The organism is Pseudonocardia sp. C8, from assembly GCF_014267175.1.
Taxonomy (GTDB): Bacteria; Actinomycetota; Actinomycetes; order Mycobacteriales; family Pseudonocardiaceae; genus Pseudonocardia.
The window spans coordinates 2749812-2772981 of sequence record NZ_JACMTR010000002.1 but is presented as its reverse complement, the minus strand read 5'-3'; the positions used below and the strand labels follow the sequence as shown (position 1 = coordinate 2772981).

Genomic DNA, 23170 nt, shown 5'->3' with positions numbered 1-23170 from the left:
CCCGTTCACCACACCCGGCGGCGCACGTCGGGCACGGTCGACGGCCCGGTGGCCTGCTCGGCGATCCACGGCCCCGGAATCGAGGGGTCGAGGATGCCTTCCTCCAGCCACGCGTACCGGCCCTCGAGCGTCCCCCGGGCGGCGCGCCGGTCGACGGCGTCGGTGTTGGTCCACAGCAGCCGGAACAGCTCCTGCACGCGGAGCCGGGCCTGGTGGCAGAACGTGTCGGCGAGGTCGCGCGCGTCCGCGGCACGCTCGGGATCCCCGGTGGCGATCGTGTCCGCGCGCAGGCAGCAGGCGCTCATCGCGAACAGCTCGGCGCCGATGTCCACGATCCGGCCGAGGAACCGCTGCCGGTGTTCCAGGCCCGCCTGCCAGCGGGCCATGCCGTAGAACGTCTGCCGGGCCAGGCGCCGGCTCGCCCGCTCGACGAACCGCAGGTGCCCGGCCAGCGGGCCGAACTCGGCGTAGGTGCCCGGGATCCGGTCACGACCGCCCACCAGGCCGGGCAGCCAACGCGCGTAGAACCGTCCGGCGCGACCGGCCGCGCCGACCTTGTCGGCGAGCGAGCTGTCCGGGTCGACGAGCTGCCCCGCTGCGGCGAGGTGGGCGTCCACGGCCTCGCGGGCGATCAGCAGGTGCATGATCTCGGTCGAGCCCTCGAAGGTGCGGTTGATCCGCAGGTCGCGGAGCATCTGCTCGGCCGGCACCCCGCGCTCGCCCCGGGCGGCGAGGGACTCGGCGGTCTCGAAGCCCCGCCCGCCGCGGATCTGGACGAGATCGTCGGCGACCCGCCAGGCCATCTCCGACCCGTACAGCTTGGCCAGGGCCGCCTCGATGCGGATGTCGTGGTGGCCCTGGTCGGCGAGGACGCTCGAGAGCTCCACCATCGCCTCGAGCGCGAACGCGGTGGCCGCGATGGACGCGATCCTGCCCCCGACGGCCTCGTGCTCACCGATCGGGCGTCCCCACTGGACCCGGGCCCGGGACCACTCGCGGGCGATCTTGGTGCACCACTTGGCGGAGCCCGCGCAGATCGCGGGCAGCGACAGCCGCCCGGTGTTCAGCGTCGTCAGCGCGATCTTCAGGCCCTCGCCCTCTGCCCCGATCCGGTTCTCCGCCGGCACCCGGACCCGGTCGAAGCGGGTCACGCCGTTCTCGATGCCGCGCAGGCCCATGAACGCGTTGCGGGCCTCGACGGTGATCCCCGGCGTGTCGGCCTCCACCACGAACGCCGTGATGCCCCCGCGGCGCCCCTCGGCGGCCGGTACCCGGGCCATCACGACGAGCAGGTCGGCGACGACCCCGTTGGTCGTCCAGAGCTTGACCCCGTCGAGCAGGTACGCGGTGCCGTCGTCGGTGGGCGTGGCCGACGTGCGCACCCGGGCCGGGTCGCTGCCCACATCGGGCTCGGTCAGCAGGAACGCGCTGATGGCGTTGCGTGCGCAGCGCGGGAGGAACCGGCGTTTCTGGTCGTCGGTGCCGAACAGGGCCAGCGGCTGCGGGACACCGATCGACTGGTGCGCCGAGAGCAGGGTGGCGATCGCCGGGTGCACCGACCCGGTCAGCATCAGGGCCTTGTTGTAGTCGACCTGGGACAGGCCGAGCCCCCCGTACTCGGGGTCGATCTTCATACCGAGCGCGCCCAGCTCGGCGAGCCCGGAGACGACCCGGTCGGGCAGCCGGGCCTCCCGCTCGATCCGGGCGGCGTCGACCTCGCGCTCGCAGAACGTGCGCAGCCGGTCCAGGAACTCCGCACCCCGGCCCCGGGCCTCCGCCTTCCCCGGGGGCCAGGGATGGATGAGGTCGAGCCGGAAGCGTCCGAGGAACAGCTCCTTGCCGAAACTCGGCTTGCGCCACGTCGATTCGCGGGCCTCCTCGGCCACCTGCCGGGCCTCGCGCTCGCTGACCTCGGTCACCGGGACCACCTCCCCGGACGGCGGTACCCGGTGCGGGAGGTGGTCTAACGTCGCCCGGAAACTGTCGGGGGTGGGTGCCACCCTGCACCCATGGCATCTCTCACCGGAATCGTGACCCTGGTCGCGGGCGCGACCCGCGGGGCGGGGCGCGGCATCGCCGTCGAGCTGGGCGCGGCGGGCGCCGTCGTCTACTGCACCGGGCGCACCACCCGGCAGCAGCGCTCCGAGTACGACCGCCCCGAGACGATCGAGGACACCGCCGACCTGGTCACCGCGGCCGGAGGCACCGGGATCGCCGTCCCCACCGACCACCTCGACCCCGGTGCCGTCGCCGCCCTCGTGGGCCGGATCGACCGCGAGCACGGCCGGCTCGACGTCCTGGTCAACGACATCTGGGGCGGTGAGCTGCTCGTGGAGTGGGACACCCCGGTGTGGGAGCACGACCTCGCCAACGGGTTGCGGACGCTCCGGCTGGCCGTCGACACCCATCTGATCACCGCGCACCACGCGCTGCGGCTGCTGTCCCGCACCCCGGGCGGGCTGGTCGTCGAGGTCACCGACGGCACCGCCGGGTACAACACCGAGAACTACCGGCTCAACGTCTACTACGACCTCGCCAAGATCGCGCCGATCCGGCTCGCCCGGTCCTGGGCGCACGAGCTGCGCGCGCACGGCGGCACCTCCGTGGCCGTCACCCCGGGCTGGCTGCGGTCCGAGCTGATGCTGCAGCACTACGGGGTCGCCGAGGAGAACTGGCGGGACGCCTGCGCCCGCGAGCCGCACTTCGCGATCTCGGAGACCCCGCGGTTCGTCGGCCGCGGGATCGCCGCACTCGCCGCCGACCCGGACCGGCACCGGTGGACCGGCCGCTCGACGTCGTCGGGCGAGCTCGCCCAGGTCTACGGCGTCGACGACCTGGACGGCTCCCGGCCGGACGCCTGGCGCTACATCGTCGAGGTGCAGGACGCGGGGAAGCCGGCCGACACGACCGGCTACCGGTGACCCCACCGGACGTCACCGCGCTCGTCGTCGTGGGCGTCGCCGTCGCGGCCGGGACGGCGGTGCAGGTGCTGCTCGGCTTCGGGGTGAACCTGCTGCTGGTGCCGGTGGCGCTGCTGCTGTGGCCGGGCCTGGTGCCGGTCCCGGCGATGGTGGTCAACCTGTTGCTCTCCGCCGGGGTCGCGGTGCGCTGGCGGCGGCACACCGACCCGGTCGTGACCCGGTGGGCGCTGGCCGGGTCGGTGCCCGGCCTGGCCGTCGGCGCCTGGCTGCTGGCCGTGCTCGACCCGGCCGCACTCGGGGTGCTGGGCGCGCTCGCGATCCTCGGCGCCGTCGCGATGGCCGCCCGCGGCCCGGTCGCGGTCCGCGCCGGGCCCCTGGCCAGCGCGGCCGCCGGATCCGGGTCCGCCGTCCTGGGGACGACGGCGGCCGTCACCGGCCCGCCGATCGCCCTGCTCCTCGCCGGCGCCGACCCGCGCCGGGCCCGGGCCACGGTCGCGGTGACCGGGACCGTCACCGCGCTGGTCGCGCTGGTGGTCGTTCTCGCCGGGCCGCTGCGCGGGTCGGCGGGCGAGGCACTCGCGGACGTGGCGTGGCTGCTGCCCGGGATCGCGGCCGGATGGCTCGGCGGGCACGCGCTCACCCATCGGGTGGACGCGGTGCTGCTCCGGCGGGGAGTGCTCGTGGTGTCGTCGGCGTCGGCCGTGGCCGTGCTGGTGCGGTCGCTGGTGTGACCCTGCAGGTCGGATGACGGGTGCCCGGGCGTCACGGCGCCGGAAGGAGCGACGGCGTGTCCACGCCGCGGGCCCCGGTGCCGGCGAGGTGGTGCGACGCGCGCCGACGCTCCTCCGTGGGGCCGGATGGTGCCACAGTCCGTCCAGCGCGCCGCACCGTGGCACCCCCAGCAGGGTCGGACCGTGCAGGTCGGCGGCCGAGATACGTCTCGCATGCGCGTAGCCGTCCTCGCCAGGGCGAGGTCGTGCGTCTCGGGCCCCGACGTTGCGGGTGATCTGCACGCAGACGCCCTGGCCGGGGCTAGATCGTGCGTCTCGGGCCCGGGGGGCGTTGGTGATCTGCACGATGGTGCCCTCGCAAGGGCGGAACCGTGCGCCTCAGGCTGACGGCCGCTGATCATCTGCACGCTGGTGCCCTCGCCGGGGCGGAATCGTGCGAGTCAGGCCCGGGGGCGCTGGTGATCTGCACGCAGATGCCCTCGCCAGGGCGGGATCGTGCGACTCGGGGCCGCGGCTGCTGGTGATCTGCACGATGGCGCCCTCGCCGGGGCGAGATCGTGCGACTCGGGCCCGGGGGGCGTTCGTGATCTGCACGATCGCGCCCTCGGCTGGGCGGGACCGTGCGACTCGGGCTCGAGGTTGCCGGTGATCTGCACGCTGATGCCCGCGCCGGGGCACGATCGTGCGTCCCGATCAACCGGGCTGCGGATGATCTGCACGCAGATGCCCGCGCCGGGGCAGGAACGTGCGCCTCGATCGGGCGGGCCCGTGGGCTCCCACAGTCGGGCCTGAGTGGACGACCGCGAGGCTGCGAACGGCGCGACCCGAGGTGGCGCGGCCCCCGGAAGCGGCGCCCCGGGACGGCGTGGCTCAGGGCCGCCGGCGCAACACGTGCAGGTCCACCCCGTGCGGCAGCGGCCGGGTCCGCACCGTCCACCGATCCCGGTTCGCGGCCAGCCACCGCGGCGTCTCCGGGCGCCCCGGGTCGGCCAGCCACACCGCCGCCCGCCGGCTGGTCACCCGGGGAAGGAGCGTGGTGAGCGCGTCGGCGGCGGCCGCCCCGTAGAGGACGTCCGCGGCGAGCACCAGGTCCCAGCGCCGGTTCTCGAGCAGCGGGTCGCGCCCGTCGAACGAGGCCGCCGCCGTGTCCACCGCCAGCCCGGAGCGGCGGGCGTTCGCCGCGACCCACGCGACGGCGGCGGGGGACCGGTCGGTGGCCACGACCGGCGCCGCGCCGGCCCGGGCGGCGACCAGGGACGGCAGCCCGAGCCCGCAGCCCAGCTCCAGCACCCGCCGTCCGGCCAGCCGGTCCGGGCCCGCCTGGTCCACGGCCGTCGCCAGTGCCCGGCCGGCCGGCCACAGGTGGGCCCAGTGTGCCGGGTGCAGCTCCTCGATCCCGTCGGCGAGCGTGACCGGGTCGGGCCGCACCGCGTCCGGGTCGGCCGGGCGCAGCAGCGTGAGCGGGCCGCGGGGCAGCGCGACCTGCTCGAGCACCGCGGGCCCGGTGGGGCCGAGCGGACCCCGCTGGTCCGGTGGGCGCGCAGGGCTGCCGTCGTCGTCGTGCTCGGAGCGCGGCACCGTGGTCAGACTCCCGCGCGGTGCGTCCACCGCCCGCCGACCAGCGTGCCGGCGACCGGCATCGCCCGCAGCGTCGCCGGGTCGCAGGACGTCGGGTCGGCGTCGGTCAGCACCAGGTCGGCGCGGGCGCCCTCGGTGACCGCGCCGACCGAGCCGGGCACCACCCCGAAGGACGCCCCGAGTGCCACCGCCCGGTCGAGCTCCTGTTCGGCGTGCCAGCGGTCCCGGCCGTCGGCCGTGCGGTGCACCGCGGCCGCGAGCGCGATCCACGGGTCGAGGGGCGCGACCGGGGCGTCCGAGCCGAGCGCGAGCCGGGCCCCGGCATCGTGCAGCGAACGGTAGGCGAACGCGCGCCCGGTGCGGCCCGCCCACAACCGGTCGGCGACGTCGCGGTCGTCCAGCGCGTGCTCGGGCTGCACCGACGCGACCAGACCCATCCCGGCGAACCGGGGCACGTCGTCACCCCGGAGCAGCTGGGCGTGCTCGATCCGGCCGCGCGCCCCGGTGGCGGCGAACGCGTCCAGCACCAGGGTGTTCGCGTGGTCGCCGATGGCGTGCAGCGCGGCCTCCAGGCCGGCGTCACGGGCCCGCTCCAGCAGCGGCCGCAGCGACGACGGGGGCACCAGCAGCAGCCCGCACGGGTTGTCGATCACCGCGCCCGGCGGCTGCGGGTACGGGTCGTAGCAGTAGGCGGTGCGGGTGTTGAGCGACCCGTCGGTGATGACCTTGAGCGGACCCGCGGTGAGCAGCCCGCCGGTGCCGTCGACGACGTCACCGGACCGCAGCCCGGTCGCGATCGCCTTCTCCAGCTGGTCCGGCCACACCGACGCCTCGACCCGCAGCCCGGTCGTCCCGGCCGCGATCCGGCGCTGCCAGTCCGGCAGCGACCACGGCGCCTCGAAGTCGACGATCCCGACCACCCCGCGGGCCGCGGCGGCGCCGGCGGCGTCGGCGACGAACCCGTCGAGGACCTCGTCGGGCACGTCCTGCAGCGCGACGGTGACCGCGAAGAACTCGGACTCGCGGATCCGGCCGGTCGGGTGCCCGCGGTAACCGAACCGCTCCAGCGCCGCACCGTTGAGCCACCCCTGGTGCAGGTCACCGGACACGAGGACGACCGGGACGTCCCCGGACACGGCGTCCAGCAGGCCCCGGTGCGCCTCGTCGGGCCACAGCGAGTCCCGGAACCCGAACCCGACCAGCACCTCACCGCCCGCGGGCGGGGCGGACGCGAGCCGCTCGGCGACGAGCTCCGCGCAGTCGGCGGCAGACCGGGCCCCGGACAGGTCGAGGCGCCGCCGCGCGAGCGCCCACTGCGCCATGTGCACGTGGTGGTCCCAGAGCCCGGGCAGCAGCGCGCGGCCGTCGCACTCGACGACCTCGGCTCCGCCGGGGTCGAGCGCGGTATCGACGGAGCCGGCCGGGCCGGTGGGACCGATCGCGGCGACCCGGTGCCCGGACAGCAGCACGTCCACCGGCTCGCCGAGGCCGGTGCGGTCCGGCAGGAGCGGACGGACGGAACGCAGCAGCACGGCAGTCACCCCTGGAACGGACGGTCGCGGCCGGTCCAGCGGGTCTCGTCCCGCCGGTACACCGGGATCGGGCGCTCGGTGACCCGGAACGTGTAGCGGCCGGCCTCCTCGACGACCTCGCCGTCGGTGGCCAGCATGCTGGGCTCGAACAGCTCCACGTCCAGGCGCGGGACCTCCCGCTGGTGGTAGACCCGGCTGTGGTCGAGCGCGGAGAGGATCAGCGCGGCCACCACCCGCAGCCGGGAGAACCGGACGTCGGCACGCAGCCAGCGGACGTCGAGCAGCCCGGAGTCCAGCGTCGGCCGCCACGCCGGGACCGCGCCCCGCGGGTGGTAGGGGCCGTTCCCGACGAACAGGAACCACACCTTGTACCAGCGGCCCTCGATCTTCACGCTGATCTTCTCGGAGCGCCGGAGCACGGTGATCAGCGCCGCCGCGAACGCCGGCCACTTGCCGTAGCGCGGCTGCCACTGTTCCCGCAGCTTCACCAGCTCGGGGTACGAGCCGATCGAGGCCGTGTTGATGAAGTAGCGGGTCCGGGTCACCGAGACGTCCTCGGGGTCGTCCAGCCGCCCCGGGTGTGCCTCCACCAGCGCCAGGTCGACGGCGACGGCCTCACCGGCCTCGGTGGCGTCGACGGCCTCCTGGGTGTCGTAGATGCCGACGTCGCGGGCGAAATGGTTCAGCGTCCCGCCCGGGACGACGACCAGCGGCAGCCCGTGCCGGTCCGCGACCGCCGCGGCGCTGGCCACGGTGCCGTCCCCGCCGGCCACCCCGACCGCCCGCACCCACGGCCCGAGCTGCGCGATCGCGTCCTCGAGCATGTCCTCGACCTTCACCCCGTCCCCGACGACCAGGTGGTGCGCGGCCGGCATCCGGGTGGCCACCTCGTCGGAGACGTCGTGGTCCGGCGGCCCGGAGAACGGGTTGGACACGATCACCAGGCCCGCACCGCCCGGCAGCGCCGGGACGGTGTCCATCGGCCGGGCCCGGGCCTCGTCGCTGGGCCGCACCGGCCACCAGCGGCGGGTGAGCTGGGCGGCCGCCGTCCCGACCGCAGCGCCGACCAGGACGTCCGAGGTCCAGTGCACGCCGACGTGCACCCGCGACCAGGCCACGAGCGCGGCCAGCGGCACCACCGCCGGCGCGACCCGGCGGTTCTCCATCGTCACGGCGGTCGCGAACGCCGCGGCCGAGGCGGCGTGCCCGGACGGGAACGACGACGACGAGGGCGCGTCCGGGATCGTCCGGTAGGCCGGCAGCTCGGCGGCGGCCGGGCGGCGGCGGGGCAGCAGCGGCTTCAGCACCGCGTTGGCGGTGAAGCTGGTCAGCGCGATCGACACCACGCCACGCATCGCGGCCTTGCGTCCCGCACCCCGCCGGACCGCCAGGATCCCGGCGATCGCGAACCACAGCACGCTGTGATCGGCCGTCCGGGTGAGACGGCGCAACGTCCGGTCCACCCGGCTCGGCGGGCGGGTCGCGATGAAGCCGGTGATGGCCTTGTCCAGCTGCGAAACCGTCGCCAATCCGCCGTCCACCCGGCGGGACCGGCGTGCGACGCGCTCGAACCATCCGCTCACAGCACTGACAGTAGAGGGGGTCCGGCGCATACCCTGAGCCCCATGCAGCGTCGGATCTTCGGGGTCGAGACGGAGTTCGGTGTCACGTGCACCTTCCACGGGCAGCGACGACTGTCCCCGGACGAGGTGGCGCGCTACCTGTTCCGGCGGGTGGTGTCGTGGGGCCGGTCGTCCAACGTCTTCCTCCGCAACGGTGCCCGCCTCTACCTCGACGTCGGATCGCACCCCGAGTACGCCACCGCCGAGTGCGACTCGCTGACCCAGCTCGTCGCCCACGACAAGGCCGGCGAGCGCATCCTCGAGGACCTGCTGGTCGACGCCGAGCGGCGGCTGGTCGACGAGGGCATCGGCGGCGACATCTACCTGTTCAAGAACAACACCGACTCGGCGGGCAACTCCTACGGCTGCCACGAGAACTACCTGGTCGCCCGGCAGGGCGAGTTCTCCCGGATCGCGGACGTGCTGCTGCCGTTCCTGGTGACCCGCCAGCTCATCTGCGGGGCCGGGAAGGTGCTGCAGACCCCGCGCGGCGCGGTGTACTGCCTGTCCCAGCGGGCCGAGCACATCTGGGAGGGCGTGTCGTCGGCGACCACCCGGTCCCGGCCGATCATCAACACCCGGGACGAGCCGCACGCCGACGCCGAGCGCTACCGCAGGCTGCACGTCATCGTCGGCGACTCGAACATGTCCGAGGTCACGACCCTGCTCAAGGTCGGGACGGCCACGCTGGTGCTGGAGATGATCGAGGCCGGCGTCCAGTTCCGCGACTTCACCCTGGACAACCCGATCCGGGCGATCCGCGAGATCAGCCACGACCTCACCGGCCGCCGCGGGGTGCGGATGGCCGGTGGCCGGGAGGCCAGCGCCCTGGACATCCAGCGCGAGTACCACGCCCGCGCCGTGGACTACCTGCAGTCGCGCGGGCACGAGGACAAGGTCATGGAGCGGGTCGTCGAGCTGTGGGGCCGCACCCTGGACGCGGTCGAGACCCAGGACCTGTCGCTGATCGACCGGGAGATCGACTGGGCGATCAAGCACCGGCTGGTCGAGCGCTACCGCGACAAGCACGACCTGGAGCTGTCCAGCGCCCGGATCGCCCAGCTCGACCTCGCCTACCACGACGTCCGGCGCGGGCGCGGCCTGTTCGACATGCTCCAGCGCAAGGACCTCGTCGACCGGGTGACCGACGACGGCGAGATCGAGGCCGCCAAGGACACCCCGCCGCAGTCGACCCGGGCGAAGCTGCGCGGCGACTTCATCGCCGCCGCCCAGGCCGCCGGGCGGGACTTCACCGTCGACTGGGTGCACCTCAAGCTCAACGACCAGGCGCAGCGGACCGTGCTGTGCAAGGACCCGTTCCGGGCCGTCGACGAGCGGGTGGACCGGCTGATCGCGTCGTTGTGAGGCCGCTGCGCGGCTCGTGAGTACTTTTCGCGGTCCCGACCGCGAGAAGCACTCACAAGCCCTCGGGGCCCCACCCCTCGCCCGGCGGGTACATCTCCGTCGCCTCCTCCCGCCGGCCGGGCCGCACGATGCGGCCCAGCCGGGACTCCGAGGGGTCGGCGAACACGTGCAGCCCGAACCGGTCCGACAGCGCCCGGCACACCGCGACACCGCGCACCGAGTTGCCGTGCCGGTCCAGCCCGGGGGAGTAGACGCCGACACCGATCGCGTCCGGGATGGCGGCCAGGATCGCCCCGGAGACGCTGGACTTGGCCGGGATCCCGACGTCGTAGGCCCACTGGCCGGCGGCGTCGTACATGCCGCACATGCTCATCACCGACAGCACGTCGCGGGTGTAGGTGCGGGGCAACGCCGGGACACCGGTGAACGGGTTCGCCCCGCCGCGCGCGAGCGTGGCCGCCATCGTGGACAGCTCCAGCGCGGTGACCGTCACCGAGCAGCCGGCCAGGTAGACGAAGAGGTTGTCCTCGATGTTGCCGTGCAGCATGCCGAGGCTGCGCATCAGGTACGACAGCGCGACGTTGCGGTCGTTGGACACGAGCTGCTCGGCGAGGATCTCCTCGTCGACGGCGAGGTCGGGGTTCCCGGAGTAGATCCGCAGCCGGGTGAGCAGCCGCTCGACCTTCTCCTCCTTGCTGGCGCCGTGCACGAGGTTCGCCGCGACCAGCGCCCCGGCGTTGATCATGGGGTTGAACGGCCGGTTGTTCACCTCGTCGAAGGTGATCGAGTTGAACGGGTCGCCGGACGGCTCGACCCCCACCCGCAGCAGCACCTCCTCGCGGCCGTTGTCCTCCAGCGCCAGGCCGTAGGTGAACACCTTCGAGATCGAGTGCAGCGGGAAGCGCGCGTCGGCGTCGCCGACCGCCCACTGGGTGCCGTCGACGTCGGTGGCGGCCAGGCCGAACAGGTGGGAGCGGTCGGCCATCGTCGGCGGGTAGTACGCGACGACGCGGCCGTCGGGGATGCCGCCGGGCCGCCGGACGACCTGATGCAGATCCTCGAGCTGCTGCTGCACGATCTCGCGCTCGGTCGGCTCCATCTCCCACCCTCCGCCGTGTTCCGCGCGGGGCCGGGAGCCGCCGCGACGGGATGCGCAGCGGAACTTAGTGGCCGGGCCCGCGGCTCCGTCGATCCCGGGCATCGTGCGGCGCCGCGGTCCCCGGTGCCCGGCCGCACGGGGCGGCCGGTCCGGTGGCGGCCACGCCGATACGATGCCGTCGTGTCCTCCGCCCGCGCCGAGCGACTGGTCAACCTGGTCCTCTGCCTGATGTCGACGCGGCAGTACCTGCCCGCGGAGCGGATCCGGGCGACCGTGCCGGGCTACGCCGAGGCCGCCAGCGACGAGGCGTTCTTCCGCATGTTCGAACGGGACAAGGCCGAGCTGCGCGAGCTGGGCGTGCCGCTCGAGACCGGGCACACCTCCGCGTTCGACACCGTCGAGGGCTACCGGATCGCCCGCGCCGACTACGAGCTCGGCGAGATCGCGCTGGAGCCGGACGAGGCCACCGTCGTCGCCCTGGCCGGGAACCTGTGGGACTCCCCGGACCTGGCCGGCGCCGCGCACGGTGCCCTGGTGAAGCTGCGGGCGGCCGGGGTGGAGGTCGCCGAGACCCCGGCCGCGACCGTGCGGCCCGGCCTGCACGCCGGCGAGCCCGCGCTCGGGCCGCTGCTCGCCGCGACCCGCGCCGGGCACGCGGTGACCTTCGAGCACCGGCGCGGCGGACCGGCCGACCCGCCGGCCCGGCGCACCGTCGAGCCGTGGGGTGTGGTGTCCTACCGCGGCCGCTGGTACCTGGTGGGGCACGACCGCGACCGCGACGACGTCCGCTGCTTCCGGCTGTCCCGGATCACCGGCGGGATCCGGGCCACCGGCCCGGCCGGCGCGGTGACCGTGCCCGACGGGGTGGACCTGCGGGCGATCGTGCGCGCCTCTGCCGGGCCGCGGCCGGTGTCCGGGACGGCGCGGGTGTGGGTCGCCGAGGGCCGCGCGGCCGGGCTGCGCCGGCTGGGCCGCGATCAGGGCGGGTGCGTGCACGCCGGCCGGTCCGGTGTCGTGATCGAGCTGGACGTCCGGGACCGGTCCACGGTGGCGCGCTGGCTGGCCGGGCACGGCCCGGACGTCGCCGTCCTGGACCCGCCGGAGCTCGCCGCCGCGGTCCGGGAGCTGTGGGCGGGCGCCGCCGGGCTCGTCGCGCTGGAGCGCGCCCGGTGAGCCGGCAGGGGGTCGCGCAGCGCCTGCCCCGGCTGCTGTCGCTGGTGCCCTACCTGCGCGCGCACCCGGGCGTGCCGGTCGCCGAGGCGGCGGCGGACTTCGGCGTCGACGAGCGCCAGCTCCGCAAGGACCTGGAGCTGCTGTGGATGTGCGGGCTGCCCGGGTACGGGCCCGGTGACCTGGTCGACCTGTCGTTCGCCGGGGACACCGTCGACGTGGTGTTCGACGCCGGGCTCACCCGCCCGCTGCGGCTGACCACCAGCGAGGCGACCGCGCTGCTGGTGGCGCTGCGGATGCTGCACCAGAACCCCGGGATCGTGGACACCGACGCCGTCGCCCGCGCGATCGGCAAGATCGAGGCCGCGGTCGGCGAGGCCGCCGGCCCGGGCGGGCTGGTCACCGTCGAGGCGGGGGTCGGGGAGCGGGAGAGCACCGCGGTCGTGCGCCGGGCGCTGGACCGCGGCCGGGCGCTGCGGATCGTGTACTTCACCGCGAGCCGGGACGCGGTGTCCCGGCGCGACGTCGACCCGATGCGGCTGGTCGTCGCCGAGGGCCGCGGCTACCTGGAGGCCTGGTGCCGGCGCGCCGAGGGCGTGCGGATGTTCCGCCTCGACCGCGTCGAGCAGGCCGAGGAGCTCGACGAACCCGCCCGGCCGCACCCGGAGGCCGAGCCGACCGACGTGTCGCACGGCCTGTTCGGCCCGCGCGCCGGCCAGCGCCACGCCGTGCTGGAGCTCGGGCCCGACGCCCACTGGGTGGCCGAGTACTACCCGGTCGACGACGTGCGGGTGGCCGGCGGCCACGTCGTCGAGGGGGACCCGCCGCCGGGCAGCCCCGGCCCGCCCCGGTCCCGGACGGGCGCCGCCCGCGACGAACCGGTGCCCGGCCCGGACGGTCGGCTGCGCGTGCTCATCCGGTTCGCCGACCCGGACTGGCTGGTGCGGCTGGTGCTCGGTCTCGGCGGCGCGGCCCGGATCGTGGAACCGGCCGACCTCGCCGCGACCGTCCGCGAGCGGGCACGGCGGGCGCTGGCGCTCACCGAACCGGCCGGACCGGCGGAGGCCGGTGCCCGGGGCGCGCAGGGCGGCCGTGCGTAGACTCGGACCTGTTGTTCCCGGTGAACTCGACGGAGGTTGACCATGCCCGGTGGCTACGAATGGCTGATCATCATCGCCGTGCTCCTGCTGCTGTTCGGCGCAAAGAAGCTGCCCGAGATGGCGCGCTCGGTCGGCCAGTCGGCCCGCGTCTTCAAGGGGGAGATGAAGGGCCTCAAGGAGGACGAGGCGAAGGCGAAGGGCACCCGCGAGGAGCCGGCCGCCCCGCAGGAGCTGCCGTCCGCCCCGCAGAGCCCGCAGGCGCAGGCCCCGCAGCAGCCGCAGGACCGCGGCACCGCGAACTCGAACTGAGCTCGCCGGCACCGTGAAGTCCCCGTTCCGTCGGAAGCGCGCGCTCAACCCCGACGGGACCATGACCCTGGTCGAGCACCTCTACGAGCTGCGCAACCGGCTCGGCATCTCGCTCGCCGCGATCGCGGTGACGACCGTGTTCGGCTACGTGTGGTTCGAGGTCTCGTTGTTCGGGCTCCCCAGCCTCGGTGCGCTGCTCAAGGAGCCGTACTGCTCGCTGCCGGCCTCGGCGCGCGCGTCGTTCACCGCCGACGGCTCCTGCACCCTGCTCGGCACGACGCCGTTCGACCAGTTCATGCTGCGCCTCAAGGTCGGCGCGACGGCCGGCGTCATCCTGGCCTGCCCGGTCTGGCTGTTCCAGCTGTGGGGTTTCATCACGCCGGGGCTGCTGCGCAAGGAACGCCGTTACGCGCTGAGCTTCGTCTCGGTCGCCGCGGTGCTGTTCGTCGCCGGCGCGGTGCTCGCCTACCTGATCATCCCGCAGGCGCTCGGCTTCCTGCTCACCATCGGCAGCGAGATCCAGACGACCGCGCTCACCGGCACGTCGTACTTCTCGCTGGTGGTCAACCTCATCGTCATCTTCGGGGTCAGCTTCCTGATCCCGCTGCTGGTGGTGGCGCTCAACGGCGCCGGGGTCGTGTCCTACGCGGCGTTGCGGAAGGCCCGCCGCGGGCTGATGTTCGGGCTGTTCGTGTTCGCCGCGGTCGCGACCCCCGGCCAGGACCCGATCTCCATGCTCGCGCTGGCCGCCGCGCTGAGCCTGCTCTTCGAGGCGGCGATCCAGGTGTGCCGGTTCGTCGACGGGCGCCGGGCCCGCAGGCGCGCCCTCGAGGGCTGGGAGGACCTGGACAGCCCCTCGTCGATCGACACGACCCCCTCCGAGATCGACGGGCCGTCGGAGATCGAGCCACCGTCGCGGATCGAGACACCCGCTCCCCGTTACGACGACGTCACCTGAGCCACCCGCGCCGCGGGTGGTTCAGGACACGTCCGTACGCTCTGCCCGGACCGGAACGGTGGGCAGCACAGGGCGAGGAGCGGGTCGGCGCGCATGAAGTACAACCGGGTGGTCATCAAGCTCAGCGGTCAGGCGATGGCCGGTGACGACGGCTTCGGGTTCGACGCGAAAGCCCTGACCCACCTCGCCGCGCAGATCCGGCAGGTCCGGGCGCTCGGCGTGCAGATCGCCGTCGTCGTCGGCGGCGGCAACGTGTTCCGCGGCAACCGCTCCGACTCCTGGGGCATCGACCGGGTCGAGGCCGACAACATCGGCATGCTCGGCACCGTGATCAACAGCCTGCTGCTGCGCGGCAAGCTCTCCGCGAGCGGGGAGGACAACGTCCGGGTGATGACCGCGATCCCGATCAACGCGGTCGCCGAGCCGTTCCTGCGGCTGCGCGCCAAGCGGCACCTGGACAAGGACTCGATCCTGATCTTCTCGGGTGGCAACGGCCAGCCGTTCATCACCACCGACTACCCGAGCGTGCAGCGGGCCCTCGAGATCGGCGCCGACGCGCTGCTGGTGGCCAAGCACGGCGTCGACGGCGTCTACGACACCGACCCGCGCCAGGACCCCGACGCCCGCCGCTACGAGCGGCTGCCCTACGACGAGGTGCTGTCCCGGCGGCTGGCGGTCATGGACCAGACGGCGTTCATCCTGGCCCGCGACCACGGCCTGCCGCTGCACGTGTTCGACATCGAGCAGGACGGCCTGATGGCCGCGATCTGCCGCGGCGAGCACCACGGCACCGAGATCAACGCCGACATCACCGAGCCGGAGTTCGCTGCCCGGGCATGATGCCGGCGCCGTGTGACAGCCTGTGGACGTGAGTGGATCCCGTTCCGGAGCGAGCGACCCCGCCGCGGCCTACGCGGCGGCGAAGGCCCGCTCCGCCCACCCGCGGCTCGCCGAGTTCGCCGGCCTGCTGCCGTTCGAGCTGGACGGCTTCCAGCGGGAGGCCTGCGAGGCCCTGGAGGACGGGCACGGTGTCCTGCTGTGCGCGCCCACCGGGGCGGGCAAGACCGTGGCCGGCGAGTTCGCCGTGCACCTGGCGCTGGCCGAGGGCCGCAAGTGCTTCTACACGACACCGATCAAGGCGCTGTCGAACCAGAAGTACGGCGACCTCGTCGCCCGCTACGGCACCGACGTGGTCGGCCTGCTGACCGGCGACACCGCCGTCAACGGAAGCGCCCAGGTGGTCGTGATGACCACCGAGGTCCTCCGGAACATGATCTACGCCGACAGCGACGAGGGCACCAACCGGCGGCTCGACCAGCTGGGCTACGTCGTGATGGACGAGATCCACTACCTCGCCGACCGGTTCCGCGGGGCGGTGTGGGAGGAGGTCATCCTCCAGCTGCCCGAGCACGTCGCGGTCGTCGGGCTCAGCGCCACGGTCAGCAACGCCGAGGAGTTCGGCGACTGGCTGGTCGAGGTCCGCGGCGACACCACGGTCGTCGTCGACGAGCACCGCCCGGTGCCGCTGTGGCAGCACATGATGGTCGGCAACCGCCTGTTCGACCTGTTCGGGGAGCGCCGCGCGAAGGCCCGGGACCGCCGCGACCGGCCCGGTGACGGCCCCGCCGAGCTGGTCGTCGACCCGGACCTGGTCCGCTACACCCGCGAGATGCAGCGGCGGGACTTCGTCGGCGGCCGCGGCGCCGACCGGGCGGGGGACCGGCCGGGCGGGCGCGGCCGGGGCGGGGACCGGAGCCGCGGCGCCGAGCGCGGCCGTGACCGGGGCCGGTCGGGCGGGCGGGGGAGTCACGGCGGGCGCCCCGACCCGACGGCCGTCGTCGGGCGCGGGCCGCGGCCGGGCGGGCCCGCGCGCGGCGGGTTCCGGCCGCCGTCGCGGGTGCAGGTGATCGACCGGCTGGCCCGCGAGGGGCTGCTCCCGGCGATCACCTTCGTGTTCTCCCGGGCCGGGTGCGACGCGGCCGTGGCCCAGTGCGTGCGGGCCGGGGTCCGGCTCACCGAGCAGGACGAGGTCGCCGAGATCCGCCGGATCGTCGACGCGCACACCGGTGACCTGCCGCAGGCCGACCTCGGCGTGCTCGGCTACTGGGAGTGGCGCGACGCGCTGGAGCGCGGGCTCGCCGCCCACCACGCCGGGCTGCTGCCGGCGTTCAAGGAGACCGTCGAGGAGCTGTTCGTCGCCGGGCTCGTGCGGTGCGTGTTCGCCACCGAGACGCTGGCGCTGGGCATCAACATGCCCGCCCGCACGGTCGTCCTGGAACGGCTCGTGAAGTTCAACGGCGAGTCCCACGTCGACCTGACCCCGGGGGAGTACACCCAGCTCACCGGGCGCGCCGGCCGGCGCGGCATCGACGTCGAGGGGCACGCCGTCGTCCTCTGGGCGCCCGGCATGGACCCCGAGCAGGTGGCCGGCCTGGCCTCCACCCGCACCTACCCGCTGCGCAGCTCGTTCCGGCCGGTCTACAACATGGCGGTCAACCTGGTCGGCCGGCTCGGCTCCGACGACGCCCGGGAGCTGCTGGAACGCTCCTTCGGCCAGTTCCAGGCCGACCGCTCGGTGGTCGGCCTGGCCCGCCGGATCGACCGCAACACCGAGGCCCTCGCCGGCTACCGCGAGTCGATGACCTGCCACCTCGGCGACTTCACCGAGTACGCCGACCTCCGGCGGCGGATCTCCGAGCGGGAGAAGGCGCTGCGCCGGCAGAACACGGCCGCGGCCCGCGACGAGACCGCCGACTCGCTGCGCGAGCTGCGCCCCGGCGACGTCATCGCCATCCCCGGCGGGAAGCGGGCCGGGCTCGCCGTGGTGCTCGACCCGGGCGTCGGCGCCTGGTCGGCCAACGGCCGCGACCCGGAACCGCGCCCGCTGGTGTGCACCGAGGACCGGTGGGCGGGGCGGCTGTCGGCCACGGACTTCCCGGAGGCCGTCGAGTCGCTGGGGCGGATCAAGCTGCCGAAGCGGGTCGAGCACCGCTCGCCGCAGGTGCGCCGGGACCTGGCGTCGTCGCTGCGGAACTCCCGGATCGTGCCACCCCGTGGCGACGGGCGGCGGCGCCGGCGCGGCGTGCAGGACGACCCGGAGCTCGTGACGCTGCGCCGCGCCCTGCGCTCCCATCCCTGCCACGGCTGCGACGACCGCGAGGCGCACGCCCGCTGGGCCGAGCGGTACCAGCGCCTGGAACGCGAGACCGAGTCGCTGCGGCAGAAGGTCCGCGCCACCACGCACTCGCTGGCCCGGGCGTTCGACCGGATCCGGGCGCTGCTCACCGACCGCGGCTACCTGATGCCCGAGGGGCAGGTCGCCCCGGGTGAGGACGAGGTCACCGCGCACGGCCGGGTGCTGGCCCGGCTGTGGGGCGAGTCCGACCTGCTGGCCGCCGAGTGCCTGCGGCACGGGGCCTGGGAGGGCCTCCAGCCGGACGAGCTCGCCGCGGTCGTGTCGGCGCTGGTGTACGAGTCCCGCCGGGACGACGCGCCGATGCCCCGGCTGCCGCAGGGCCCGGTCTCCGACGGCCTGGACCGCACGGTGCGGATCTGGGAGGAGCTGGAGGCCGAGCAGCGCCGGCACAAGGCCGAGCGCACCCGCGCCCCCGACCTGGCGTTCGCCTGGCCGATGCACCGCTGGGCGCGCGGGGAGTCCCTCGCACAGGTCCTGGAGGCCGCCGAGCGGAACGGGCACGAGCTCTCCGCCGGGGACTTCGTACGCTGGGCGCGGCAGGTGCTCGACCTGCTCGACCAGATCGCCGGCGTCGCCGGCCGGTCGAGCGGGGTCGGCCGGGCCGCGCACCGGGCGTCCGGTGCGGTCCGCCGCGGCGTGGTCGCGGCCGGTGTGGAATGACGGACGAGACGAGCAGCAGGACGGCGAGAGGTCGGCGATGAGCAACCCGCAGGGACCGGATCGGCAGACCGCGGACGACGCGGATGCCACCGAGCGGACGGGGGAGCTGCCCGCGGTGGGCGGGCAGGGTGCCGATCCCGGCGCCACCGGCGGCTCCACCGGGGCCTCCACCGGGGGCTCCGTGTGGGGCGACGAGAACGGCGCGGACCCGTGGGCGATCCCGACCGGGCGCGGCGCCCGGCCGGGCCCGCCCGGGGAGGACACCGACGCGCTGCCGCACCAGGCGCCGGCGTCACCGTGGGCCGGTGACCGGCCGACCACCGCGCAGCCCTCCGACGGCTCGTGGGGCGGCGGCTGGTCGGGCGTCGAGCAGGGCGAGGAGCCGTGGGCCCCGCAGGAGGACGCGGCGAAGCCGTCCGGCATCAAGAAGTGGGGCCTGGTCGGGGGCGGCGCGCTGCTGGCCGTGATCCTGGCGGTCACGGCGTTCCTGTGGCCGGCGTGGGCGGTCAGCCGGCACCTGGACCAGACCGCGTTGCAGACCGGCGTCCACCAGGTCCTCACCCGGGACTACGGGCTGCAGGTCGGCGCGGTGCAGTGCCCGGACGACGTGACCGTCGCGGCCGGCACCACGTTCAGCTGCCAGGCCGTCGTGGACGGCGAGCAGGTCGAGGTCCCCGGCGTGGTCACCTCCGACGAGGGCGACTACCAGATCAAGCGGGTCTGACCCGGAATCGGCTGGCGGTCACCGGGGGATGCCCGGGAGGCTCGTCCGGTGAGTGCACAGCACGACGTCCGCACCCTGACCGACCCGGCCGAGCGGCGCGCCGCCTGGGACCTGTTCCTCGCGACCGTGCACCACGGCCCGGCCGGCGACGACGCGTGGGCGGCGCACGGCCAGTCCGCCGACGAGCACTGGCTGGGCCTCCGCAGCACCGGCGGCGAGCTCGTCGGGACCGCGTACTCGTTCCCGACCCGGCTGACCCTGCCCGGTGGCGCCCGGGTCGGCGCCGCCGCCGTGAGCGGTGTCGGCGTCCGCGCGGACAGCACCCGGGCCGGCCGGCTGACCGCGCTCATGCGCGCCCAGCTGGGCGCGGCCCGCGCCCGGGGTGACGTCGCCGCCGTGCTGCGCGCCAGCGAGGCCACGATCTACGGCCGCTACGGCTACGGCGTCGCCTCCCGCACCGAGCAGGTGTCGGTCACCGCCCGGCCCGGCTGGCGCCCGGACGCCCCGGCACCGGGCACGGTCCGGATGCTCGGCCCCGGCGAGGCGGCCACCCTGCTGCCGCCGCTGCAGGAACGGCTCGCCGCCGCCCGGCCGGGCGGCATGACCCGCACCGCCCGCTGGTGGCGCCGCGCGATCGACCCGGCCGGCCCGGACGCGCGCGAGTACAAGGGGATCGCGGTGCACACCGGCCCGGACGGCGACGACGGGTTCGCGGTGTGGGGCGCGGCCGGCGGCGACCCGGCGCGGGGCCGCGACGACATCGGGCTCCAGCAGCTCTGGGCCGGCACCCCGGCGGCGACCGCGGGGCTGTGGCGGTTCCTCACCGGGATCGACCTGACCGGCGCGGTCACCGGGGACCGCCCGGTCGACGAGGACCTCTCCCTGGTGCTCACCGACCCGCGTGCGCACCGGGTCACCGGCCGCACCGACGACCTGTGGCTGCGGATCCTGGACGTCCCGGCGGCGCTCGCCGCCCGCGCGTGGGGGCCGGGCGAGCCGGTCGTGCTGCGGCTGCACGACCCGCTGTTCGACGACGCCGGGACCTGGCGGATCGGCCCGGACGGTCCCGCACCGGCCGGGGACGCGCTGCCCGAGCTCGAGTGCGGGCTGGAGTCGCTCGCCCCGGCGTTCCTGGGGGACCGGGCCCCGTCGGCGCTGGCCGCGGCCGGCCGGTGGACCGAGCACGCCCCCGGCGCCGCGGCCCGGGCCGACATGCTGTTCGCGGTGCCCGGGCCGGCGCCGTGGTGCGGGACGTTCTTCTAGTGCTCGACGGGGCACCGGCCTCGCCCGGGGTCCTCCGGCGGCACGCGGCTCCCGTGCGGAGCCGTGGTGCGGGCGTTCCGCTAGCGCCCCTCGCGGTCCCGCCGCCGGGCCCGCACGACGGCGTCGTACACGGTGACCTCCCCGCCGTCCGGGTGAGTCGCCGGGTGCGGGCGCGCCTGCGCCACCAGCACCTCCCAGTCCCGGTCGTCGAGGTCGGCGGCGAGCTCGGTCTCGTCGGCGAACAGGTCCGGGTCGCGGGGCCGCGGCATCGACCCGTGCAGATCCCGCGGGTGGTGCCCGACGAGCAGCAGCGTCCCGCCCGGCGCGACGGCGCCGGCCAGCAGCGCGTAGGCGGGCCGCCGGATCGCCGACGGCAGGTGCAGGTACTGGGCGCTGACCAGGTCGTAGGCCCGTTCCGCCGGGGCGTCGGTGCGCAGGTCGCCGGGGGCGAACGCGATCCGGTCGGCGACCCCGGCGTGGGTGGCGGCGGCCTGGGCCCGGTCCAGGGCGACCGCGGAGACGTCGGTGGCGGTCACCTGCCAGCCGCGGCCGGCCAGCCAGATCGCGTCGCCGCCCTCCCCGCAGCCGGCGTCGAGGGCCCGGCCGGGTGGCAGGCCGGACACCTCGGCGACCAGCCAGCGGTTCGGGTTCCCGCTCCACAGCTGCGGCTTCGTGGCGTAGTGGGCGTCCCAGAACCCGGCCGAGAACTGGTCGGCCCCGGGGTCGGCGGTGCCGTGGTCGTGCGTGTGGTCCGGTGCGGTGCTCACGGGGTCCTCCGGGGAATGCGGGTGGGCGGCGGTGTCACCGGGCGTCCGCGGGCTCGCGGACGGCTGCGTCCAGGTCCGCGGTCAGCAGGTCCCGGGTGATCGCGGTGGCCGCGGTCGACCCGGCCGCGACCGCGACCGGCACGGTCGCCATCGGGTCGGTGACGTTCCCGGCTGCGTACACCCCCGGCACCGTCGTGGCCCCCATCGGGTCGACGGGCAGGTGGTCGCCCAGCCCGGACGGGTGCTCGGCCGTGCCCAGCCCGAGGCCGTCGAGGAACCCGGCGCGGGCCCGTGCCGGCGGTGAGATCGTCAGCGCGTCGATCGGCACGACCGTGCCGGTCGACAGCCGCACCCCGGTGAGCCGGTCGCCGTCACCCTCGACCGCGGTCACCTTCCCGTCGACGACGGCGATGCCGCGCGCCGCGAACCCGGCCCACTGCTCGTCGTCGGGCTCCGGGCCGGTGTGCAGGAACAGCGTCACCTCGTCGCTCCACCGGGTAACGATGTGCGCCTTGACCAGGTCGTGCGGGCCGGTGACGAGCACCCCGATCCGGGTGTCGCGGTGCTCCCAGGCGTGGCAGAACGGGCAGCCGAACACCGCACCGCCCCAGTGCGCGGCCAGGCCGTCGATTTCCGGGAGCTGGTCGACCAGGCCGGTGGTGACCAGCAGCCGCCGGCCGGTGACCTCGTCCCCGTCGCCGGTGGTGACGGCGAACCCGCCGCCCGGCAGCGCGCGGGCGGCGACGGCGCGGGCGTCGCGCACGGTGCCGCCGTAGCCGGTGACCTCGGCGCGCCCGAGCCTGCCGATCTCGGCGGGTGGCAGGCCGTCGCGGGTGAGCCAGTTGTGCACCCCGCCGGCCGGGGCGTTGCGCGGGGCACCGTCGTCCAGGACGAGGACCCGCCAGCGGGCCCGGGACAGCAGGAGGGCACCGGACAGGCCGGCGGCACCTCCACCGATGACGATCACGTCGTAGGAACTCATGGCACCGAGCCTGACAGCCTCGCCCGAAGAACGGCAAACATCTTTGCCGGTATGGCAAACTCGTGGCTGTGGACGAGACGATCGCGGGCACCCTCGCCGGCGTGGGGCCGCGGCTGGCCGGGCTCCGCACCGCACGCGGGATGACCCTCGCCGACCTGTCCGAGGCGACCGGCATCTCGGTGAGCACGCTGTCCCGCCTGGAGTCCGGCGGGCGGCGACCGACCCTGGAGCTGCTGCTCCCGATCGCGGCCGCGCACCAGGTGCCGCTCGACGAGCTCGTCGCCGCACCGCCGGTGGGGGACCCGCGGGTACGGCTGCGGCCCCGCCGGGCGCACGGGATGACGGTCGTCCCGCTGACCGAACGGCCCGGCGGGCTGCAGGCGTTCAAGATGCTCATCCCGTGGCGCGGCACCGACCCCGAGCCGCGGGTCCACGAGGGCTACGAGTGGCTCTACGTCCTCGACGGGCGGCTGCGCCTGGTGCTGGGCGATCACGACGTCGTGCTGGGCGCGGGGGAGGCCGCGGAGTTCGACACGCACGTCCCGCACTGGTTCGGCTCCGCCGTCCCGGACCGGTCGGTGGAGGTGCTGAGCCTGTTCGGGCCGCAGGGCGAGCGGATCCACACCCGGGCGGCGCCGCGCGACCGCCGGTAGGGCGCCACCCCGGCGCGCACCTCCTCACCGCGACTCGGGTGGCGCCGGGGCCGATCGGCCCTCGCCGTGGTCGGTCGACCTGCACGCTGCCGCCCCGCGCCGGCCATGTTCGTGCTGATCGACTTCCGACGCTCGATAGACCCGCACGTTCTCGCCGCAGCGCGGGCGCGTTCGTGCTGATCAACTGGCTCGTACCGGTCGAGCTGCACGTTTCCGCCCCGGCGCGGGCGCGTTCGTGCTGATCGACTATCAGCGCTCGCTCGACCTGCACGTTTCCGCCGTCGTCAGGGCGCGTCTGTGTTGATCGACTCGACGGACGCGATCGACCTGCACGCTTCCGCCGTCGTCAGGGCGTTTTCGTGCTGATCAACTCGGCGGAGGCGACCGAGTTTCACGTTTGCGCCGTCGCAAGGGAGCGTACGTGCTGATCCACACGCCCGCGTCGGTCGATCTGCACGTTTCCGGCCCGGTGAGGGCGGGTTCGTGCTGATCGACCTGCAGCAACGGGCGGTTGCATGTCCTTGACGCCGCCCGCGTTGG

General features: G+C 75.1%; 19 protein-coding genes. 12 read left to right on the top strand and 7 right to left on the bottom strand.

The window, feature by feature from the left end; genetic code table 11:
• Positions 1 to 5 precede the first annotated feature (5 nt).
• Positions 6 to 1928, bottom strand: coding sequence for an acyl-CoA dehydrogenase family protein (locus H7X46_RS13405; RefSeq protein WP_370588749.1), 1923 nt, complete (start codon positions 1926 to 1928; stop codon positions 6 to 8).
• Between the two features lie 81 nt (positions 1929 to 2009).
• Here H7X46_RS13405 and H7X46_RS13400 point away from each other — a divergent pair, with 81 nt between their 5' ends.
• Both H7X46_RS13400 and H7X46_RS13395 read left to right on the top strand, forming a co-directional pair.
• Positions 2010 to 2921 (top strand): SDR family oxidoreductase, encoded by a 912-nt coding sequence (locus H7X46_RS13400; protein ID WP_186359724.1) that lies wholly within the window; start codon positions 2010 to 2012, stop codon positions 2919 to 2921.
• Complete coding sequence (locus tag H7X46_RS13395) at positions 2918 to 3652, top strand: TSUP family transporter (protein WP_186359723.1); 735 nt, start codon at positions 2918 to 2920, stop codon at positions 3650 to 3652. Before H7X46_RS13400 ends, H7X46_RS13395 begins: the two co-directional genes overlap by 4 nt.
• Before the next feature lie 870 nt (positions 3653 to 4522).
• Here the strand turns inward: H7X46_RS13395 and H7X46_RS13390 are convergent.
• From H7X46_RS13390 to H7X46_RS13380, 3 genes are read right to left on the bottom strand one after another with little or no spacing between them, the layout of a single operon-like run.
• Positions 4523 to 5230, bottom strand: coding sequence for a methyltransferase domain-containing protein (locus H7X46_RS13390; protein WP_186359722.1), 708 nt, complete (start codon positions 5228 to 5230; stop codon positions 4523 to 4525).
• 5 nt (positions 5231 to 5235) lie between these two features.
• The gene (locus H7X46_RS13385) at positions 5236 to 6762 is read right to left on the bottom strand and encodes an amidohydrolase (RefSeq protein ID WP_370588748.1); all 1527 of its coding nucleotides are present in this window, start codon (positions 6760 to 6762) and stop codon (positions 5236 to 5238) included.
• 5 nt (positions 6763 to 6767) lie between these two features.
• Positions 6768 to 8345 (bottom strand): phosphatase PAP2 family protein, encoded by a 1578-nt coding sequence (locus tag H7X46_RS13380; protein WP_370588747.1) that lies wholly within the window; start codon positions 8343 to 8345, stop codon positions 6768 to 6770.
• A gap of 42 nt (positions 8346 to 8387) precedes the next feature.
• Between H7X46_RS13380 and pafA the strand changes: the two genes are divergently transcribed.
• On the top strand, positions 8388 to 9749 hold the full coding sequence (pafA, locus tag H7X46_RS13375; RefSeq protein ID WP_186359720.1) for a Pup--protein ligase: 1362 nt from the start codon (positions 8388 to 8390) through the stop codon (positions 9747 to 9749).
• A gap of 52 nt (positions 9750 to 9801) precedes the next feature.
• On the opposite strand, the gene glsA is transcribed toward pafA, so the two are convergent.
• Positions 9802 to 10848 carry a glutaminase A gene (glsA, locus tag H7X46_RS13370; RefSeq protein ID WP_186359719.1) on the bottom strand — a complete coding sequence of 349 codons (1047 nt, stop codon included), beginning with the start codon at positions 10846 to 10848 and terminating at the stop codon, positions 9802 to 9804.
• A 180-nt stretch (positions 10849 to 11028) separates the two neighbouring features.
• Here glsA and H7X46_RS13365 point away from each other — a divergent pair, with 180 nt between their 5' ends.
• The 8 genes from H7X46_RS13365 (at position 11029) to H7X46_RS13330 (ending at position 20228) form a co-directional block, all read left to right on the top strand.
• Positions 11029 to 12021 carry a WYL domain-containing protein gene (locus H7X46_RS13365; RefSeq protein ID WP_186359718.1) on the top strand — a complete coding sequence of 331 codons (993 nt, stop codon included), beginning with the start codon at positions 11029 to 11031 and terminating at the stop codon, positions 12019 to 12021.
• Entirely contained in the window at positions 12018 to 13118 is a 1101-nt protein-coding gene (locus H7X46_RS13360) for a YafY family protein (protein WP_186359717.1), read from the top strand. Before H7X46_RS13365 ends, H7X46_RS13360 begins: the two co-directional genes overlap by 4 nt.
• 42 nt (positions 13119 to 13160) lie before the next feature.
• Entirely contained in the window at positions 13161 to 13427 is a 267-nt protein-coding gene (gene tatA / locus H7X46_RS13355; RefSeq protein ID WP_186359716.1) for a Sec-independent protein translocase subunit TatA, read from the top strand.
• 61 nt (positions 13428 to 13488) lie between these two features.
• Positions 13489 to 14385, top strand: coding sequence for a twin-arginine translocase subunit TatC (gene tatC / locus H7X46_RS13350; RefSeq protein WP_222131941.1), 897 nt, complete (start codon positions 13489 to 13491; stop codon positions 14383 to 14385).
• A gap of 93 nt (positions 14386 to 14478) precedes the next feature.
• On the top strand, positions 14479 to 15225 hold the full coding sequence (gene pyrH / locus H7X46_RS13345) for a UMP kinase (RefSeq protein ID WP_186359714.1): 747 nt from the start codon (positions 14479 to 14481) through the stop codon (positions 15223 to 15225).
• Positions 15226 to 15253: 28 nt separating this feature from the next.
• Positions 15254 to 18241, top strand: a complete 2988-nt coding sequence (locus H7X46_RS13340; protein WP_186359713.1) for a DEAD/DEAH box helicase — start codon at positions 15254 to 15256, stop codon at positions 18239 to 18241.
• Between the two features lie 37 nt (positions 18242 to 18278).
• On the top strand, positions 18279 to 18965 hold the full coding sequence (locus H7X46_RS13335; protein WP_186359712.1) for a DUF4333 domain-containing protein: 687 nt from the start codon (positions 18279 to 18281) through the stop codon (positions 18963 to 18965).
• 48 nt (positions 18966 to 19013) lie between these two features.
• Positions 19014 to 20228 carry a GNAT family N-acetyltransferase gene (locus H7X46_RS13330; RefSeq protein WP_186359711.1) on the top strand — a complete coding sequence of 405 codons (1215 nt, stop codon included), beginning with the start codon at positions 19014 to 19016 and terminating at the stop codon, positions 20226 to 20228.
• 80 nt (positions 20229 to 20308) lie between these two features.
• On the opposite strand, the gene H7X46_RS13325 is transcribed toward H7X46_RS13330, so the two are convergent.
• Together H7X46_RS13325 and H7X46_RS13320 are read right to left on the bottom strand one after the other, a co-directional pair.
• Positions 20309 to 20995, bottom strand: a complete 687-nt coding sequence (locus tag H7X46_RS13325) for a class I SAM-dependent methyltransferase (protein ID WP_186359710.1) — start codon at positions 20993 to 20995, stop codon at positions 20309 to 20311.
• A 34-nt stretch (positions 20996 to 21029) separates the two neighbouring features.
• The gene (locus H7X46_RS13320; RefSeq protein ID WP_186359709.1) at positions 21030 to 21977 is read right to left on the bottom strand and encodes an NAD(P)/FAD-dependent oxidoreductase; all 948 of its coding nucleotides are present in this window, start codon (positions 21975 to 21977) and stop codon (positions 21030 to 21032) included.
• A gap of 68 nt (positions 21978 to 22045) precedes the next feature.
• On the opposite strand from H7X46_RS13320, the gene H7X46_RS13315 reads away from it, so the two are divergent.
• Positions 22046 to 22630 carry a helix-turn-helix domain-containing protein gene (locus H7X46_RS13315; RefSeq protein WP_370588746.1) on the top strand — a complete coding sequence of 195 codons (585 nt, stop codon included), beginning with the start codon at positions 22046 to 22048 and terminating at the stop codon, positions 22628 to 22630.
• Positions 22631 to 23170 lie beyond the last annotated feature (540 nt).

What these genes read in the sequence shown, in the direction of transcription:
- H7X46_RS13400 (WP_186359724.1), top strand. Translation starts at nt 2,010, where the DNA reads ATGGCATCTCTCACCGGAATCGTGACCCTGGTCGCGGGCGCGACCCGC.
- pafA (WP_186359720.1), top strand. Translation starts at nt 8,388, where the DNA reads ATGCAGCGTCGGATCTTCGGGGTCGAGACGGAGTTCGGTGTCACGTGC.
- glsA (WP_186359719.1), bottom strand. Translation starts at nt 10,848, where the DNA reads ATGGAGCCGACCGAGCGCGAGATCGTGCAGCAGCAGCTCGAGGATCTG.
- tatA (WP_186359716.1), top strand. Translation starts at nt 13,161, where the DNA reads ATGCCCGGTGGCTACGAATGGCTGATCATCATCGCCGTGCTCCTGCTG.
- tatC (WP_222131941.1), top strand. Translation starts at nt 13,489, where the DNA reads ATGACCCTGGTCGAGCACCTCTACGAGCTGCGCAACCGGCTCGGCATC.
- pyrH (WP_186359714.1), top strand. Translation starts at nt 14,479, where the DNA reads ATGAAGTACAACCGGGTGGTCATCAAGCTCAGCGGTCAGGCGATGGCC.
- H7X46_RS13335 (WP_186359712.1), top strand. Translation starts at nt 18,279, where the DNA reads ATGAGCAACCCGCAGGGACCGGATCGGCAGACCGCGGACGACGCGGAT.
- H7X46_RS13320 (WP_186359709.1), bottom strand. Translation starts at nt 21,977, where the DNA reads ATGAGTTCCTACGACGTGATCGTCATCGGTGGAGGTGCCGCCGGCCTG.